Below are 15,507 nucleotides of genomic sequence, written 5' to 3' on the forward strand. Positions count from 1 at the left end.
GGTGGGGCGGTGGTGGACATGGGGGGAAGAAAAATGAGGGCAGCATTCAGCCGCACGGCTGTGCGCTGCGCACGCCGTGATGGGTGACTGCACCGGAGAGGTTTACTTCTCGAACCGCTGCATGGGCATTTCCAGCAGGTAGCGCAGCCGGTCAAGACCCAACGCGGGGTCGGTCACCTCGGCGCTGAACCACTCGTGCACCGAATGGATGTAGAGCGAGAAGAGCAGTTCGGCCGCCTGTTCGGAACTGAAGTCGGTCTTCATGCGGCGCAGCTCTTTCGCACGATCAATCCATTCAATCAGGCACTGCCGCATCAAGGCGCGGCGCTCCAGGATCATCTGCACATGCGGATTGCCAGACGGGTTCATCAACGGCAGGACGATGCGGCTGAGCTCGGGCTTGCTGGCCCAGAAGCGGAAGCTGATGGAGAAGTCGTCCATCAACTGGTCGAGCAACGGCCGATCCGGCTTGATCGGCGCCACGAACAAGGGCGGCAACTGTGCGAGATCGTCGACGAACAGCATGACGGCCAGGCCCGCCTTGTCGGACGCGTAGGCCGCCACGGTGCCGAAGCCGACGTCGGCCACCCTCGCGACCTCGCTCATGCGCGTCATGTGAAAGCCATGCGTCTCAAACAGATGCCGCGCGGCGCGTTTGATGGCATCCAGTTTTTCGGTCTTGCGTCGCTCACGCAAACCCATGCCGCTCCCTGCTGAAGGCGTATTCACTTTCATATGTCTTCCACTCCGTCAAAAACCCGGTCCGGCTGCAGTCGGACATAAAATCGATCCGGATCAATTATGATGGATTGGTGAATGCCCTGGCACCTAGGGTTTTCCCTTGTCTCTGGATGGAGTGTCCGTCGCAAATTCTCGACTGCTGCCCAGTGTCTCCCAGGTGGTGGCATAGGGTTATCTCTTATTCAAACATTTTTGATTCAAATCAAAAATGATGAAAATCGCACTATGTGGGTGCGATTGCGTGACCTGACAGTTCAATCAGAGACAAACATGCATTCCAGTCGCTACCTCCTCTCTCCTCGTGCCATCGCCGTTGCTTGCCTCGGTCTGGCCGCTGGCATGGCCAGTGCGCAAGAGGCCTATCCCAACAAGATCGTCACCATCGTCGTGAACCAATCGCCCAGTGCCCCGGCCGATGCGCTGGGTCGTACCCTGGCCGAACAGCTGGGCAGGGCGCTGGGTCAGCCGTTCGTCATCGCGAACCGGGATGGCGCGGGCGGCACCATCGGTGTCGACGCGGTGAAGCAGGCGAAGGCGGACGGCTACACGCTGGGCTATGGAACCCAGGGCGCGTTCAGCATCCAGCCGCATCTGCGCAAAGCCATGCGCTACAAGGCCGACGACTTCGAGTTCGTCTGCCAGACCAGTTCCTTCGTCACCGTCCTCGCCGTGGGGACGAAGTCGCGCTATCGGTCCATGCAGGACGTGCTCGAGGCCGCACGCAAGGCGCCGGGCACCATCTCGATCGGGTCGATGGGGGTGGGCTCGACACCCCACCTGATCGGAGAGGCGCTGGCCAACGACGCGCAAGTGAAGTTCAACCACATCCCCTACCGCAATCCCGGCGATCTGGTGACACAGCTGATCGCCGGCGACATCGACCTCACGGTGCTGTCGCCGGTGACCATCGCGAACAACAAGGACATCCGGCCCGTCGCCATCCTGGCCAACCACAAGCTGGCCGCTTTCCCCGACGTTCCCTTGCTCAAGGACCTCGGCTTCAAGGGCGGCGAGGTGCCCATCTTCGTCGGGCTGTACGCGCCCAAGGCCACGCCCGCGCCCGCGCTGACCCGGTTGCGGCAGGCCTGCGCGACCGCGGTCGAGTCGGAGGCGTTCAAGAAGATCAGCGACACCCTGGGCGTTCAGCGGGAGTACGCCGATATGCCGGCCTACACCGAGAACGTTCGGCGGGACATCCGCTCCATGAACGAGCTGATTCCCCAACTGGGCATCAAGCCCGAGTAGAACGGGGCGGCGTCCATTGGGCCCCGTCCCTGGCCGTCTCACACGCTCACAGCGCCTCGGCCTTCATCATCTCGATCAGCCGGCGCCGCACGCGCATCGCGCCGGCGTCCGCCAGCACGGAGAGTTCGCGGCGCGTGTTGCCTTGGCGCTGCACCACCAGTTCCACCTGTTCCAGTGCGGGGATGTCCTCGGCCAACACGGCCCGTTCCTGCTTCAGCAAGGCCTGCGACAAGCCCTCGTCGTCGAGGCGGAAGTCGCGCGACACGGCCGGGAAGTAGTGGGTGGTGTGCAGCGTCTCCGGCGTCAGGCCGTGCACGAAGTTCAGGCGGCCCACCGGTGCACCGGTGGCGGCCATCACGCTGTAGGGCCCGCCCGCGCTGATCAGTCCGGGTCCGAGGAAGTCGGACCGCAAGGTGAGGTCGACCGGGCCGTTGCAGGTCGGGTGCAGGAAGCGGTGGAAGCCCTCCGCCGGCTGGTTGGGTGCGCAGCGCACGACGTGCACGCGCCCGTCGGCTTCGGTCAGCTCGGCCGGTACCGTCGCCCGGTCCAGCCGGCCGATGGTCTGGACGTGCAGGTAGGCGATGTGCGACAGGTCCATCAGGTTGTCGATCAGCAGCGAAAAGCGCGCCTTCAGATGCACCACGCCGTTGCTGTCCGCGCGCCAGCCGGGCGCGGTCAGACCGGCGAATTCCATGTCGGGCAGCAGGGCCGCGTCGACCTTGGCGGGGTCGCCCATCCACACCCAGATCCATTGCCAGCGTTCCACCACCGGGTAGGCACGCGTGGTGAAGCTGGCGGGAACGGTCGGCTGGCTGGGGATGTCGCTGCAGCGGCCGTCCGCCTCGAAGCGAAAGCCGTGGTAGCGACAGCGCACCGCGTCGCCTTCGAGCTCGCCTTGCGCCATCGGCAAATTGCGGTGCGGGCAGGTCCCGTCCAGCGCCACCGGCGTGCCATCGGCTTTGCGGTAGAACACCAGCCGCTCGCCGAGGATCTGGCGTTCGAACAGGGCACGCCCCACTTCATCGCTGCAGGCCGCGATGTACCAGTGGTTTCTGGGAAAGGTCTGTCCGTCTTCGAAGGGATACATCATGTCTCCGGTGTGCGTTGTGGGGCCGCCATCGTGTTCCATCGCCAGCACCGGCGCCATGCCGCGCAGTCCGGCATGTCGGCTGAATCGTGCGGCCTGTGATGGACGCGCTGACCCCGCTGCTCGACAGCCTGCGCGTGCGGGCCGCGACCGTCGGCCACTTCGACTTCGGTCTGCCGTGGTGCTTTGCGATGGACTACGCGCCCACCCACTGCCTGGTGGTGTTGGACGGCCGTTGCTGGTGGGCCGAGGCCGACGCAGCACCGGGCGAGGGGACCTGGCTGGAAGCCGGCGAGGCCCTCGTGGTGCTGCGCAATGGGCGCTTCACGCTGGGCAGTGCGCCGGGCCTGACACGCCTGCCCTGGAGTGACGTGTGGCACGCCACCATGTCGCCCGACCTGAGCTTCGACAAACGGGCCAGCCCGCCGGCGCCGATGCGCCTGTCGTGGAACCCCGGTGCCCAGCGCACCCACCTGCTGGCCATGGCCTTCGGCTTCGAGGATGGCGAGCGCCATCCGCTGCTGGCCGCGCTGCCCGACCGCCTGCTGGTGTCGCGACAAGCCCATGCGTCGCCCTGGGCGGCGTCGGCGCTGGACTTTCTGAGCACGGAGGCTGGCCGGGATCTGCCCGGCTTCGCCGCGCTGTCGCGGCGGCTGGCCGAGCTGTTGTTCAACGACTTGCTGCGCCGCCACTTGTTGTCCTCGCCGGCGCATGCCCGCGGCTGGCTCAAGGGATTGGCCGACCCGGCGCTGGCCAAGGCGCTGTCTGCCATGCACCGCCTGCCCGGCCAGGACTGGACCCTGGCGCGCCTGGCGCAGCAGGCTGGTTTGTCCCGCACCGTGTTCAGCGAGCGCTTCCTGGCCCAGGTGGGTGAGACGCCCATGGCCTACCTGCGGGCCTGGCGCATGCATTGCGCCCGCGAGTTGCTGGCGGCGCAGCGCCCGGTGGGCGAGGTGGCCGGCCGGCTGGGCTATGCGTCCGAGCGCGCATTCCGCGAGGCGTTCAAGCGCGTGGCCGGCACGACGCCGATGGCCTATGCGCATGGGCACCGGTCTTGAAATCGATCTCGATCGAATGCGATGCACGAGAGGCCCCGAAGACACAGGCCTCCGGAGCGATTTCCGAATGCAGCTACACAACAAGATCCTAGGGTTAGCACCTAGAAAAACGATCTTGATTCTTTTTTGATCTCAATCAAAAATGATGCACATCACGAAACGAGAGCAAAAAATGATCCGAGACGACCTGATGACCTTGACCGAAGCGCGCGATGTCACCGCACGCGCGGTCGCCAAGACCGAGGCCTTGCGGCAATCGGGGTGCTTCGTGGTCGTGGATTTGTCCGGCGAGCCGGTCGCGGTGCGGCGCATGGACGCCACGGGGGGCGGGGCCTACGACATCGTCCGGGGCAAAGCGCTGGGCGCCGCCTTGCTCAGCGAGGCGAGCTCGAGCTTCGCCGCACGGGTTCTGAAGTTTCCGCCCCAGATCTTCGCCGCCTACCAGCAGCTGATGCGTGGCCAACCGTTTCCAGGCGCTGGCGCCGTGCCACTGCTGCGCAACCAGACCGCCATTGGCGCCATCTCGTCGGGCGTGCGCATCGGGCCGTTCGTCAAGCTGCCCGGGGTCGGCGCGGAAGAGCTGCTGGTCGACGGGCAGCCCGCCAACCTGGAGGACCTGGTCATCAGCTACGCCGTTGGTGGCCCCTATCGCCCCGAGCATGGCGACGACATGGTCCGATGGACAGAAGCGTATGGCGCACCACCCGATGCGGCTTTGAAAGGCCACGGCCTGCGCGAGGTGCCTCCAGCCGCTCACCAGCCGGTGCTCGACGCCGCCGTGCTCAGGGCCGATCAGGCGATCGCGCGGGCCTCCGAGCAAGGCGAAGCCGTGACGGTCGTGGTCGCCGATCGGTATGGCCATGTCGTCACGGTCGATCGGATGGATGGCGCGCCGCCGGCCTCTGTGCGGCTGGCGGAAGGCGTGGCCTTGACCGCCGCGGCCCTGCAAACCCGCACCGGGGAGCTGGCCGGCGCCACGCCGTCCATGCCTGCGGATGTGCTGCGCGCCATTGGCAAACACCTGATCCCCCTGGCCGGTGGCAGCCCGATCTTCCTGAACGGGCAATGCATCGGCGCCGTGGGCGTGGCCGGGCGCAACCCCGACCTGGCGCAGCGATGGGCCGACCAGGCCGCTGTGGCGCACTGAATTTTTTTGAACAACCGAGAGGATGAATCATGGTTTTGAACGATGAAAATGTGACGGGCCTTCCCGACGACGCAACGGTCGACTACGTCAGGACCGGCCCCGGCACCCTGGCCGGGGAGTACATGCGCAAGTTCTGGCACCCGGTGTATGTCGCCCGCAAACTGGAACCCGGTCGTGCCGTGCCGCTGGTGATCATGAGCCAGAAGCTGGCGCTGTACCGCAGCCAGGAAGGCAAGGTGCACTGCATCGACAACCGCTGCGCCCACCGCGGCGTGATGCTCAGCACGGGGTGGGTCGAAGGCGACAACCTGCGCTGCCCGTACCACGGCTGGTCCTACGACAGCACCGGCCAGTGTGTGGAGCAGCCACTGGAAGCCCGTGGCTTCGCCAAGAACATCAAGATCGATGGCTACCCCACCCAGGAGTACCTGGGCCTGATCTTTGTCTACCTGGGTCCAGGCGAGGCACCGGAGTTCCCGCGTTACCCGGAATGGGAAAAGGCCAAGCTGAACGTCGGCATCATCGATGTGCGGCCTTGCAACTACTTCCAGAACGTCGAGAACTTCCAGGACGAGGGCCACATCTGGTTCACCCACCGTGGATCGGCGCTGGAAGCCCTGCAGCTGGACAAGCTGCCCAAGCTGACGGTCGAGCGCACCTCATGGGGCCTTCGCAACGCGGCGATCACCCCGGACGGCCGGCGCCGCGAGGTCCTGTTCGGCATGCCCAACTGCGGCGCCTTCCTGGTGGAGCCCCACAACACCAAGCGGGCCGGTGAACAGAACTACAAGGCCAAGGAAACCAAGTGGCACCACTTCGCGGGCTGGCGCGTTCCGGTGGCATGCAGCAGCGCGTCCAGATCGCCCGCTGCCTGGCCCAGAAGCCGAAGCTGATGCTGATGGACGAGCCCTTCGGTGCGCTGGATGCCATCACGCGGCAGAGTCTGCAGGACGAGGTGCTGAAGCTGACCCGCGAACACGGGACCACGGTCGTGTTCATCACGCACGACCTGGAGGAGGCGATCTATCTCGGTGACCGGGTGATCGTGCTGGGGGCGAATCCCGGGCGCATCCTGGAGGAGGTGGACGTGGGCATCGCGCATCCGCGCCACCAGCTCACGACCCGGGAAGACCCGCGCTTCCTGGCCCACCGGCACCATCTGCACGGTTTGCTGGAGGGCCACTGACATGCGGCGGTACGCACTGGGCGCGCTCATTCCGGCCGCTTTTCTGGGCGCCTGGGAGGCGATCTGGCACCTGGAGGGCTGGCGCCTCGAGTCCCTTTCAAGGCCCACGGATGTCTGGCGCGCCTTCCTCGGCGGGATGTCGGACGGCAGCATCCCGCGGGCCACCGTGCAGACGCTGGAGGCCGCACTGACCGGGTTCGTGCTGGCCTGCGCGATCGGCATCGTGCTGGGCATCGTCATCGGTCTGCTCCCGCGGCTGGAGCGGGTGGTCTCGCCCACCATCGACGCGCTTCGCCCCATCCCTTCGGTCGCCCTCATCCCTCTGTCGCTGATGATTTTCGGGTTCGGCGCTTCCATGGAGGCGGTGGTGGTGGCCTTCGCCTGTGTCTGGCCGGTGCTGCTCATCACGATCGCCAGCGTGAAAGGCATGGAGCCTCGGCTGCTCGAGGTGAGCCAGGTGCTCGAGCTCGGCGCTCTGGAGCGCGCGTTCAAGGTGGTCATCCCGGCGGCGCTGAGCGGCATCGTGGTGGGCCTTCGCCTGGCACTGGCCATCGCGCTCATCGTGGCGATCACGGTCGAAATCGTCATCAACCCGCGCGGGCTCGGTCACGAGATGATGGCCGCGCAGCAGGCGCTCCAGTTCGACCGCATGTACGCCTGCCTGCTGTGGGTCGGCGCGTTGGGATGGGCCATCAGCGAAGCCTCGCTGGCGGGCATCCAGTGGATTCCAGGCCTGCGCCTGGAGGCGGCCGGAGGCGCACGATGAAGACATCGACACGTTGGATGGAGCGCCTGGGCGCTCTGGGGTTTGCCGTGGCACTGCTCGCGCTGTGGCAGGGGCTGGCCAGTGCGAAGCTCATCTCGCCCTTGTTCTTCCCGTCGCCCGTGCGCACGCTGGAGGCCCTGTGGGCGCAGATGTCCCTGGGCCAGCTGTGGGAGCCGCTGATGGCCACCCTCTCCCGGATGGCGTGGGGATGGTTCGTGGCGTCGTTGCTGGGCGTGCTGCTGGGCGCGCTGATCGCCAGCTCCGGCCTGGTCCGTCGAATGACGCATCCCCTGCTGGAATTCATGCGGCCGCTGCCGGCATCGGCCATCATTCCGGTCGCCATCCTGGCGTTCGGCCTGTCATCGACGATGTCCACGGCGGTGATCGCCTTCGGCTCCATCTGGCCGGTGCTGCTCGCCAGTGTCCAGGGGTTCTCGTCGGTCGATGAACGCTTGCGGGAGGTGGCCTCGGTGATGCGCTTCAACACCCTCGAGCGCTTCGTCAAGGTCAGCCTGCCCAGTGCCATGCCCGGCATCCTGGCAGGTGCCCGGGTGGGCTTGTCGGTGGCCTTGATTCTGGCCGTCGTCACCGAAATGCAGGCGTCGCTGACGGGGATCGGTCAGAACATCCTGATGGCTCAGCGCTCCTTCAAGACGCCGGACCTGTACGCCGGCGTGGTCGTGCTGGGTGCCATCGGCTTTGTCACTTCGGCGTTGATCCAGGCGCTGGAAAACCGGGTCCTTCGTTGGCGAGACAGCGCCCGTTGAAGCGGCGCCCCCGGGTGCGGGTGGTCAGGCGGTGGCGGCCAGCAAGCGCTCTTCCACCTGGCGCCGGTGGTCCCGGGGTGTCGATCCGAACTCGGCCTTGAACGCCCGGCTGAAGTGCGAGACGTTGCTGAAGCCCCACTGGAAGGCGATCTCCCCGATGGACTTGGATTTCAACGCAGGTTGCTCCAGGTCGCGGCGGCAGCGCGCAAGCCGTTCCGACCACACCCAGCGCATCAGCGGTTTGTCTTCACCGTCGAAGATCTGGTAGACGTGGCGGGGCGACAGGTTCACCGCCCTGGCGATCGAGTGGCCGTCCAGGGTGCTGTCGCCCAGGTTGTCCCGCGCGAACCGCATGATGCGCTGCCGATGCATGGCCGCGAGCCGGCTCGGACAGCGTTCGGACGCGTGCACGCTCGCGCGCACCACGGGGGCAAACAGGTGGACCAGGGCTTCGGAGATGTCGTCGGCCATGTCCTCGGTGAGCGACGGTGCCAGTGCGAACACTTCATCCAGCGTCGATCGGAAGAGGGCCGCCGCGCCGCTGTCGCAGCGGATCGCCCGTGCCGTGGCCAGTTCGAGCTCCGGCGCCAGCGAGCGCAAGGCCGCCGCGTTGACGTACACCGAGTGGGTCTCGATCTCGCCGGTTTCGATGTAGAAGGGGCGCGAGGGGTCCAGCACGAAAACATCACCGGGTTCGACGCGGGACTCCCGCCCCCCTTGCGACACGACGGCCGGCCCCTTTTTGTGCAGCGAGATGAGCAGCCGCGTGTCCTGGTCCGGCCCGGTGGGAAAGGAGACGGTGGAATGCGGGGAGAACTTCAGCGCCGCAAACCTCAGGTTCTGCCCGCGGTACGCGGTCATCTCGGCGACCAGCGGCTGGGACGCCAGGCTCTTCAGATTGAGACCGACGGCGAACAGGCTCTGCATGTGCCGGCGAAACGACTGCGCCTTCACGTCATCGCTGACGCCTTCGCTGGAGAAGTGATGGAGGCGTGGGGAATCGAGGGTGTCGTGGGCGTTCATGGATGTCTCCTGGAGTGCACTGCGGACACCCTTTCCACCGGACTCTGCCATGACTTGGTATTCTCTAAAAATGATTCTTGCGGATGCAACCTATCCATGGCACGGATAGGTCGAGAACCCGCGAGCCCCCTGGTCGTTGAGGAGACGCTGTGAGAGTCAACAAGCTGGATCTGAATCAATTGGTGTTGCTGGATGCGATGCTCGCCACCGCCAGCGTCAGCAAGGCGGCCGGCCTGGTGCACCTGAGCCAGCCCGCCGTGAGCGCCGCACTCGCCAAGTTCCGCGCGTACTTCGGCGACCCGCTGCTGGTCCCCCATGGGCGCCGCTTAACGCTCACGCCTTTCGCCCACAGCCTGGTCGAGCCGGTCCGCGACCTGCTCCTGCAGGTGCAGGCCCTGACGCGCCGACGGCCGGAAATCGAGCCCTCGCGCATCGAGCGGCAGATCACCATCGTCGGCTCGGACTACATCCAGAACATCCTGCTCGCGCCGCTGTTTCAACGCGCGGAGAAGGAGGCGCCCGGCTTGAGGTTCGAGGTTCGCTCCATCAGCGGCTACCTCAGTGAAGAGCTGGACCAGGGCGACGTCGACCTGGTCGTCTCGCTGGCTTCAGGCGTGTCGGACCGGCACCCCAGCGAGATTGTGTTCAGGGACACGTTTTCCTGTCTGGCCTGGACCGGCAACACCCGGGTCAACAAGCGCCTGAGCAAGGCGCAATACCTTTCGCTGGGGCATGTGGCCGTGCTTCTGGGGCGAGGTCGCGTGCCGACGCTGGACCAGATCGCCATGGACGAGCTGGGCCTTGAGCGGCGGATCGAGGTTCACATCCCCAGCTTCACCACCATGCCGGTGTATCTCGTGGGGACCGAGCGCATTGGCACCCTCCAAACGCATCTCGCGAACGCACTGGCCAGGCAATGGCCCGTTCGGGTCATGCCATGCCCCATTCCCATCGCGCCCATCATTACCGCCGTGCAGTGGCACCGGTACCAGTCGCTGGACCCGGCGATCTCCTGGACCCGGGGCGTGCTGCGCGAGTTGGGTTCAAGCTTGCAGCGCTAGGTTTTCGGGTTGGATGCGTCGCCATGTGAAAGGGCCCCGCGAGGGGCCCTTGTCGTTCAGGCGATGGAAGCGAAGCCCCTCAGGCCCGCAGGCGGAACACCTGCACCACCTCGGCCAGGCGCGTGGCCTGCTCGCGCAGGCTTTGCGCCGCGGCGGCACTCTCTTCCACCAGCGCGGCGTTCTGCTGCGTCATCTGGTCGAGCTGGCTGACCGCCACGTTCACCTGGCCGATGCCGTCGCTCTGCTCGCCGGCGGCGGCCGTGATCTCGCCGATGATGTCCGTCACGCGCTGAACCGACGAGACCAGTTCTTCCATGGTCTGGCCCGCGTTGGCCACCAGCGCGCTGCCAGTCTCGACCTTGTCGACGCTGGTGCCGATGAGCATCTTGATTTCCTTGGCCGCTTCGGCGCTGCGCTGCGCGAGGTTGCGCACCTCGCCGGCCACCACCGCGAAGCCGCGACCCTGCTCACCGGCGCGGGCGGCTTCCACCGCCGCGTTCAGCGCCAGGATGTTGGTCTGGAAGGCGATGCCGTCGATCACGCCGATGATGTCGTTGATCTTGCGCGAGCTGCTGTTGATCTCGTCCATGGTGGAGACCACCTGCGAGACCACGCTGCCGCCGCGCTGGGCGATCTCGGCGGCGCTGGTGGCCAGCTGGTTCGCCTGGCGCGCGGCGTCCGCGCTGTTGCGCACGGTGCCGGTGAGCTGTTCCATGCTGGCGGCGGTCTCCTGCAGGTTGGACGCGGTCTGCTCGGTGCGCGCGCTCAGGTCCTGATTGCCGGTGGCGATCTCGGTCGAGGCGGTGTGGATGCTGTCGGTGGCCGCGCGCACCTGGCCCACGGTCTTCACCAGCGAGGCGCGCATGTGGGCCAGGCCGCTGAGCAGGCGGCCAAGCTCGTCCTGGCGGTCGACATGCACTTCCTGCGTCAGATCGCCCTCGGCCACCGCTTCGGTGGCGCGCAGGGCCGCCTTCAGCGGCTCGGTGACGGAGCGCGTGATGGCCCAGGCCACGAAGGTGGCGAGCGCCACGGCGCAGATGGCCATGCCGACCAGCAGCATCACCATGCGGCTGGCGGCGCTGTCGGCCTCGGCCACGGTCTGGTCCATCAGGTGGCGCATGGCGGCGATCAGCTCTTCCTGCGCGGCCGAATAGCGCTCGGCGGCCGGCGTGAGCGCGGTGTTCAGGATGCCGGTCGCGCCGTCGTAGTCCTCGCGCTGCAGCGCTTCAAAGAAGCGGGTGCGGATGTCGACGTACTCGGTGCGGCGCTCGGCGATGGCGGCGAGCATGACCTGGCCCCTGGGGTTGGTGATCTGCGCTTCCAGCGCCTGCTGCAGGCGGTTGACTTCCTTGGTCGAGGCGGCCGACAGCGGCTCGAAGTGCTCCCGCACGCGCAGGTCGTTGCGCGAGACGGCCTGCGCCATGACGCGGTTGATGTTGAGGTTGGTGTGCTCGGCCCAGTCCTCGGTCATGGCCAGGCGCTGTTGCACGTCCACGACCAGTTTCATGGCGTCCTGGCTGGCTTTGAGCGAGATCCAGGCCAGCACCGTGATGCCGACCAGCAGCACGAGGACGGTGGTGAAGCCGAGGTAGAGGCGGGGACCGATGTGAAGGTTCTTGAACATTCCAGGTGACTCGATGGTGAGGATGAAACAGGCATGAAGAGCGCCTTGTGAGCCGTATCGGCGCTTGCCGGGAAATCTTGATCGGTAGATGCCCGCGAGCGCGACCAACGGTCGATGGGGCCTGCCGTGGTATTTCTCTCATTTCATTCAGGTTGGTGTGGGACCTGCCGATAGCGCTGTTACAAAATGCGGCACCGCGCGACCGCCCAGGGCGCGCCCCGCCATCGAACCGATCGGAGCACCATGCGACTGCACTCTCCTCTGGCTGCCGTTGTTGTTTTTGTCGTCGCGCTGTTCGCCGCAGCGCCAGGCTTGGCCCAGCCGCGCAGCGAGCGCCTGGCCGTGGCCGAGCAGCAGTGTTCTCCGGGGCGCGAAGCGCGGGCCGCCGCGGCCAGCGGTGCGCCCCTGCCCGAAGGCGCCATGCCGTGGCAGGTGCCCGGCGCCGTCACCATTTCTCCGCGCGAAGCCCACTGCCTGTTCGAGCGCGTGGGGCCGCTGGGGGTGGTCGTCGTGGCGGCCATGAGGACCCAAGACAAGATCCCCGGCACCCTGGTCGAAATGCCTCAGGTCGCCGGCGACACGGAAGAGATCCGCCAGGCCTATGCCAAGGCCTTCGCGCGCTTCACGGGCGGCGAGAAGGACACGCCCATGCTCTTCTACTGCCACCACGAACGCTGCCAGCTGTCGGTGCTGGCGGTGCAGCGCGCCGTGGACGCCGGTTACACGAAGCTCTACTGGCTGCGCGCGGGCAACAGCGGCTGGGTCAGCGCCGGGCTGCCGCTCGAACGGGAACTGGCCGCGAAGGCCGCGGCCGAGAAGTCCCAGGAAACCCTGCAGTACTTCCAGGTCGGCGCACGCTCCTGCACCTACGGCCCCACCGACAAGCACTTTGCGGAAATCGCGCAGAAGTCGCCCACGGAGCAGGCGCTGGCGGCCAACCTGCGCGCGAGCGTCCAGCAGAGCCGGAATCTGCGCAACGAGTGCCTCCAGATCTTGCGCAAGGACATCGCCCAACGCGATGCGCAAAGCCCCGTTCTGGCGGAGATCGACGCCCTGGTGGCCCGCACGCCGGAAGACGTCGATCGCGCTTACGCGGCCGCCCGCGCCAGCGTCGAGGCGTCGCCGGCGAGCCATTTCAAGGCGCCGCTGGACAGGATCCCGTTGCCGGCCCTGAGCGCGGCGATCGATGAAGCGCGCCAGTCGAAGTCGGTCCGCCAGACCTGCGGGACCTTCGACCGCCCCATGCCCTCGAACCAGGCGCAGTGGAACGCCGCCAAAGCCGGCCTCGATGAGTACCGGCTCTGCCTGGACCGGCTGGAGAGCCGCGCCGAAAGCGCGGTCATGCTGGCGGCAATGGGCGACCGCACGAGCGGCAGCGACTTCAACGCCGACGAGGCCATGGCCTTGCTGACCGGTTCGGCGCGCTACCGCTGCTCGGTCCACGCTTCGCCGGCCTGTCTGCCGGATGCCAGCTGGAACCGCGTGGCTGCGGTCGCCACGCCGGCGAACATCGCCGTCTACGAGAAAGCCCGCAGCGACCGGCGCAACCGATCGAGCGACATCGACACGCTGCGCGCCGAAGCCAATGGCTGGGTGGACCGGCTCAACGCCTACCTCGAGCAGCGGGAAGCGTCGAACGCTCGCCCGTCGGGTGGCGGCGGGGGCTATGTGCCGACGCCGTCGAGCAATCCCCAGCCGGTGCGCCGTGCCTACGGCAGCTCGGCGACGGGGATCAAGTGACGCCCTGAGCGGCGGACAGCGCGTCGATCAGCCAGGCCGTGCCGGGGTCGTCGACGGCGGACCGGCTCATGGCGATCTGGTGCCGGAAAGGCTCCAGCGCGAAGGGCACGTTGCGCACCATCAGGCCCTTGTCGGCATGGCGGTCGACGATGTCCCGGGGGACCGTCAGGATCAGGTCGGTGGAGGGCAGCAGGCGCATGGCCGCCTCGAAGTGGGCCGCCACCAGCCGGATGTTGCGCTCGTGCCCCAGGTGGCCCACGGTCTGGTCGATCGCGCCGAAGGAGCCCGACTGCACCAGCACCTGCAGGTGTTCCGCCGCCAGGTAGCGCTCGAGCGTGAGCCCGCGCCGCAACGCCGGGTGGCCGGCGCGCGCGACACAGACGTAGGGCACCTCCCGCAGGGTTTTCACGGCGATGGCGTCGTCGGCGCTGTTGAGCACGCCCAGCGCGAGGTCCAGGGCCCCGGCGCGGATCATGTCCGCCGCATGGGTCCGGCCCACGTGCATCAGCTGGATGCGCACATGGGGTGCCGCTGCGAGCAGCGGGCCCAGCACCGGTTCCAGCACGGTGATGGCCGCGTGGTCCGAGCAGCCCACATGAAAGTGCCGCCTCGAGCGCGCGGGATCGAACACGCTGGACATCGCGAACACGCGCTGCGCCCGCACCAGGATGGCCCGAACCTCCTGCTGCAGCGCCACCGCCTTGGGTGTGGGCACCATGGCGCGTCCCCGCTTCACCACGATGTCGTCGCCGCAGGCCTGGCGCAGGCGCGCGAGCGCATGGCTCACGGCCGGCTGCGTCAGCGCCAGGCGGTCTGCCGCGCGCGAGACGCTGCGCTCGCCCACCACGGCATCGAAGACCACCAGCAGGTTGAGATCGAGTCGGCGCAGGTCCATCGCTGAATTATGCATGGCGTTCATGCATTGAGATGGATAAGCATCATTGGACGCCAAGGATGGCGGCGCCTACATTGGCGTGGCGTTCCTTGAACAGACATTCAAGGCATGCATGAGAAGAAAACACCTTGGAGACACCCCCATGCATTCTGAAAGACCCTCTCGATCGCGCCGGCTGCCGGCCCTGCTGCTGGCGATGGCCGTGTGCACCTGGCTCGGCGGTCCCGCGCTGGCCGCCGACTGGCCGGACCGGCCCCTGCGCATCGTGGTGCCGTTCGGCGCCGGTGGCAGCACGGACGCGCTGGCCCGCATCCTGGGTGAGAAGCTCACGGCCGCCGTCGGGCAGCCGGTGGTGATCGAGAACCGCGCGGGCGCCGCTGGCGCCATCGGCGCGCAGGCGGTGGCCAAGGCCCCCGCCGACGGCAGCACCTTCCTGCTGGCCACCAGCAGCACGCATGCCGTGCTGCCGCAGCTTCGACCGCTGCCCTACGACGCGGTGAAGGACTTCACGCCGATCGCCCGGATCGCCTCCGCGCCGAACGTGCTCATGGTCAGCCCGACGCTCAAGGCCGCCACCGTCAAGGAACTGGTGCAGCTGGCCGCGGCGCGAGAAGGCGGTCTGGCCTACTCGTCGAGCGGCAACGGCACGGTCACGCACCTCATCGCCGCCGACTTCGTGCAGCGCGCCGGCATCCGTGCCCGGCACATCCCCTACAAGACCGGCATCCAGGCGCTGCCCGAGCTGAACAACGGCCAGATCGACTTCACCTTCGACAGCATCGTCTGGGCCCTGCCGCAGGCGCAGGCGGGCAAGGTCCGGGCGCTGGCCATCGGCAGCCTGGAGCGCTCACCCCTGGCGCCGGACCTGCCGACGATGCGCGAAGCCGGCTTCACCGGCTTCGACGGCACGACCTGGTTTGCCCTCATGGGGCCGGCCGGGCTGAACCCGAAGATCGTGGCGGAGCTCAACCGCCACGTGAACGCGGTGCTGCGCGACCCCGACCTGCGCGCCCAGTTCGAGCGCCAGGGCGCCGAAGCGCTGGGCGGCACGCCGCAGGACCTCGACAAGCTCGTGCGCGAAGACAGCCGGCGCTGGGCCAACGTCATCACCACCGGCCACATCAAGATCGATCAGTGAACCCACCATCCACCCCCATGACCACCGTC

The 15,507-nt window shown here is 67.2% G+C and carries 15 protein-coding genes; 10 read left to right on the forward strand and 5 right to left on the reverse strand.

Annotated elements, in window-relative coordinates:
- Positions 1–102: 102 nt before the first annotated feature.
- Positions 103–702: a TetR/AcrR family transcriptional regulator gene (locus AC07ZS_RS28085; RefSeq protein WP_494801727.1), complete on the reverse strand. Its 600-nt coding sequence runs from the start codon at positions 700–702 to the stop codon at positions 103–105.
- Between the two features lie 309 nt (positions 703–1,011).
- Here AC07ZS_RS28085 and AC07ZS_RS28090 point away from each other — a divergent pair, with 309 nt between their 5' ends.
- A complete protein-coding gene (locus tag AC07ZS_RS28090; RefSeq protein ID WP_494801728.1) occupies positions 1,012–1,986 on the forward strand; it encodes a Bug family tripartite tricarboxylate transporter substrate binding protein in 975 nt (324 codons plus the stop codon).
- A gap of 46 nt (positions 1,987–2,032) precedes the next feature.
- On the opposite strand, the gene AC07ZS_RS28095 is transcribed toward AC07ZS_RS28090, so the two are convergent.
- Entirely contained in the window at positions 2,033–3,076 is a 1,044-nt protein-coding gene (locus AC07ZS_RS28095; RefSeq protein ID WP_494801729.1) for a Rieske 2Fe-2S domain-containing protein, read from the reverse strand.
- Between the two features lie 98 nt (positions 3,077–3,174).
- Between AC07ZS_RS28095 and AC07ZS_RS28100 the strand changes: the two genes are divergently transcribed.
- The 6 genes from AC07ZS_RS28100 (at position 3,175) to AC07ZS_RS28125 (ending at position 7,997) form a co-directional block, all read left to right on the forward strand.
- A complete protein-coding gene (locus AC07ZS_RS28100; protein ID WP_494801730.1) occupies positions 3,175–4,131 on the forward strand; it encodes an AraC family transcriptional regulator in 957 nt (318 codons plus the stop codon).
- Between the two features lie 172 nt (positions 4,132–4,303).
- Positions 4,304–5,278 carry a GlcG/HbpS family heme-binding protein gene (locus AC07ZS_RS28105; protein WP_494801731.1) on the forward strand — a complete coding sequence of 325 codons (975 nt, stop codon included), beginning with the start codon at positions 4,304–4,306 and terminating at the stop codon, positions 5,276–5,278.
- Positions 5,279–5,307: 29 nt separating this feature from the next.
- Positions 5,308–6,171 carry a Rieske 2Fe-2S domain-containing protein gene (locus AC07ZS_RS28110; RefSeq protein ID WP_494801732.1) on the forward strand — a complete coding sequence of 288 codons (864 nt, stop codon included), beginning with the start codon at positions 5,308–5,310 and terminating at the stop codon, positions 6,169–6,171.
- The gene (locus tag AC07ZS_RS28115; protein ID WP_494801733.1) at positions 6,120–6,464 is read left to right on the forward strand and encodes an ATP-binding cassette domain-containing protein; all 345 of its coding nucleotides are present in this window, start codon (positions 6,120–6,122) and stop codon (positions 6,462–6,464) included. The genes AC07ZS_RS28110 and AC07ZS_RS28115 overlap by 52 nt, the downstream gene beginning before the upstream one ends.
- A gap of 1 nt (position 6,465) precedes the next feature.
- A complete protein-coding gene (locus tag AC07ZS_RS28120) occupies positions 6,466–7,230 on the forward strand; it encodes an ABC transporter permease (RefSeq protein ID WP_494801734.1) in 765 nt (254 codons plus the stop codon).
- Between the two features lie 17 nt (positions 7,231–7,247).
- The gene (locus AC07ZS_RS28125) at positions 7,248–7,997 is read left to right on the forward strand and encodes an ABC transporter permease (protein ID WP_494801735.1); all 750 of its coding nucleotides are present in this window, start codon (positions 7,248–7,250) and stop codon (positions 7,995–7,997) included.
- Positions 7,998–8,021: 24 nt separating this feature from the next.
- Here AC07ZS_RS28125 and AC07ZS_RS28130 read toward each other — a convergent pair whose 3' ends face one another.
- Positions 8,022–9,020 (reverse strand): helix-turn-helix domain-containing protein, encoded by a 999-nt coding sequence (locus AC07ZS_RS28130; protein WP_494801736.1) that lies wholly within the window; start codon positions 9,018–9,020, stop codon positions 8,022–8,024.
- A gap of 149 nt (positions 9,021–9,169) precedes the next feature.
- Here AC07ZS_RS28130 and AC07ZS_RS28135 point away from each other — a divergent pair, with 149 nt between their 5' ends.
- Positions 9,170–10,081 (forward strand): LysR family transcriptional regulator, encoded by a 912-nt coding sequence (locus AC07ZS_RS28135; protein WP_494801737.1) that lies wholly within the window; start codon positions 9,170–9,172, stop codon positions 10,079–10,081.
- Between the two features lie 79 nt (positions 10,082–10,160).
- Here AC07ZS_RS28135 and AC07ZS_RS28140 read toward each other — a convergent pair whose 3' ends face one another.
- On the reverse strand, positions 10,161–11,705 hold the full coding sequence (locus AC07ZS_RS28140; protein WP_494801738.1) for a methyl-accepting chemotaxis protein: 1,545 nt from the start codon (positions 11,703–11,705) through the stop codon (positions 10,161–10,163).
- 243 nt (positions 11,706–11,948) lie between these two features.
- Here AC07ZS_RS28140 and AC07ZS_RS28145 point away from each other — a divergent pair, with 243 nt between their 5' ends.
- A complete protein-coding gene (locus AC07ZS_RS28145) occupies positions 11,949–13,445 on the forward strand; it encodes a rhodanese-like domain-containing protein (RefSeq protein ID WP_494801739.1) in 1,497 nt (498 codons plus the stop codon).
- Here AC07ZS_RS28145 and AC07ZS_RS28150 read toward each other — a convergent pair.
- On the reverse strand, positions 13,438–14,355 hold the full coding sequence (locus tag AC07ZS_RS28150; RefSeq protein ID WP_494801740.1) for a LysR substrate-binding domain-containing protein: 918 nt from the start codon (positions 14,353–14,355) through the stop codon (positions 13,438–13,440). The genes AC07ZS_RS28145 and AC07ZS_RS28150 overlap by 8 nt on opposite strands.
- A gap of 127 nt (positions 14,356–14,482) precedes the next feature.
- Here AC07ZS_RS28150 and AC07ZS_RS28155 point away from each other — a divergent pair, with 127 nt between their 5' ends.
- A complete protein-coding gene (locus AC07ZS_RS28155; protein WP_494801741.1) occupies positions 14,483–15,478 on the forward strand; it encodes a Bug family tripartite tricarboxylate transporter substrate binding protein in 996 nt (331 codons plus the stop codon).
- Positions 15,479–15,507: the final 29 nt, after the last annotated feature.

Source organism: Hydrogenophaga sp. GW456-12-10-14-TSB4 (assembly GCF_059424305.1).

Excerpts from the sequence above, each read along its gene's own strand:
- AC07ZS_RS28085 (WP_494801727.1), bottom strand. The coding sequence starts at position 702 with ATGGGTTTGCGTGAGCGACGCAAGACCGAAAAACTGGATGCCATCAAA.
- AC07ZS_RS28090 (WP_494801728.1), top strand. The coding sequence starts at position 1,012 with ATGCATTCCAGTCGCTACCTCCTCTCTCCTCGTGCCATCGCCGTTGCT.
- AC07ZS_RS28095 (WP_494801729.1), bottom strand. The coding sequence starts at position 3,076 with ATGATGTATCCCTTCGAAGACGGACAGACCTTTCCCAGAAACCACTGG.
- AC07ZS_RS28100 (WP_494801730.1), top strand. The coding sequence starts at position 3,175 with ATGGACGCGCTGACCCCGCTGCTCGACAGCCTGCGCGTGCGGGCCGCG.
- AC07ZS_RS28105 (WP_494801731.1), top strand. The coding sequence starts at position 4,304 with ATGATCCGAGACGACCTGATGACCTTGACCGAAGCGCGCGATGTCACC.
- AC07ZS_RS28110 (WP_494801732.1), top strand. The coding sequence starts at position 5,308 with ATGGTTTTGAACGATGAAAATGTGACGGGCCTTCCCGACGACGCAACG.
- AC07ZS_RS28115 (WP_494801733.1), top strand. The coding sequence starts at position 6,120 with ATGCAGCAGCGCGTCCAGATCGCCCGCTGCCTGGCCCAGAAGCCGAAG.
- AC07ZS_RS28120 (WP_494801734.1), top strand. The coding sequence starts at position 6,466 with ATGCGGCGGTACGCACTGGGCGCGCTCATTCCGGCCGCTTTTCTGGGC.
- AC07ZS_RS28125 (WP_494801735.1), top strand. The coding sequence starts at position 7,248 with ATGGAGCGCCTGGGCGCTCTGGGGTTTGCCGTGGCACTGCTCGCGCTG.
- AC07ZS_RS28130 (WP_494801736.1), bottom strand. The coding sequence starts at position 9,020 with ATGAACGCCCACGACACCCTCGATTCCCCACGCCTCCATCACTTCTCC.
- AC07ZS_RS28140 (WP_494801738.1), bottom strand. The coding sequence starts at position 11,705 with ATGTTCAAGAACCTTCACATCGGTCCCCGCCTCTACCTCGGCTTCACC.
- AC07ZS_RS28145 (WP_494801739.1), top strand. The coding sequence starts at position 11,949 with ATGCGACTGCACTCTCCTCTGGCTGCCGTTGTTGTTTTTGTCGTCGCG.
- AC07ZS_RS28150 (WP_494801740.1), bottom strand. The coding sequence starts at position 14,355 with ATGCATAATTCAGCGATGGACCTGCGCCGACTCGATCTCAACCTGCTG.
- AC07ZS_RS28155 (WP_494801741.1), top strand. The coding sequence starts at position 14,483 with ATGCATTCTGAAAGACCCTCTCGATCGCGCCGGCTGCCGGCCCTGCTG.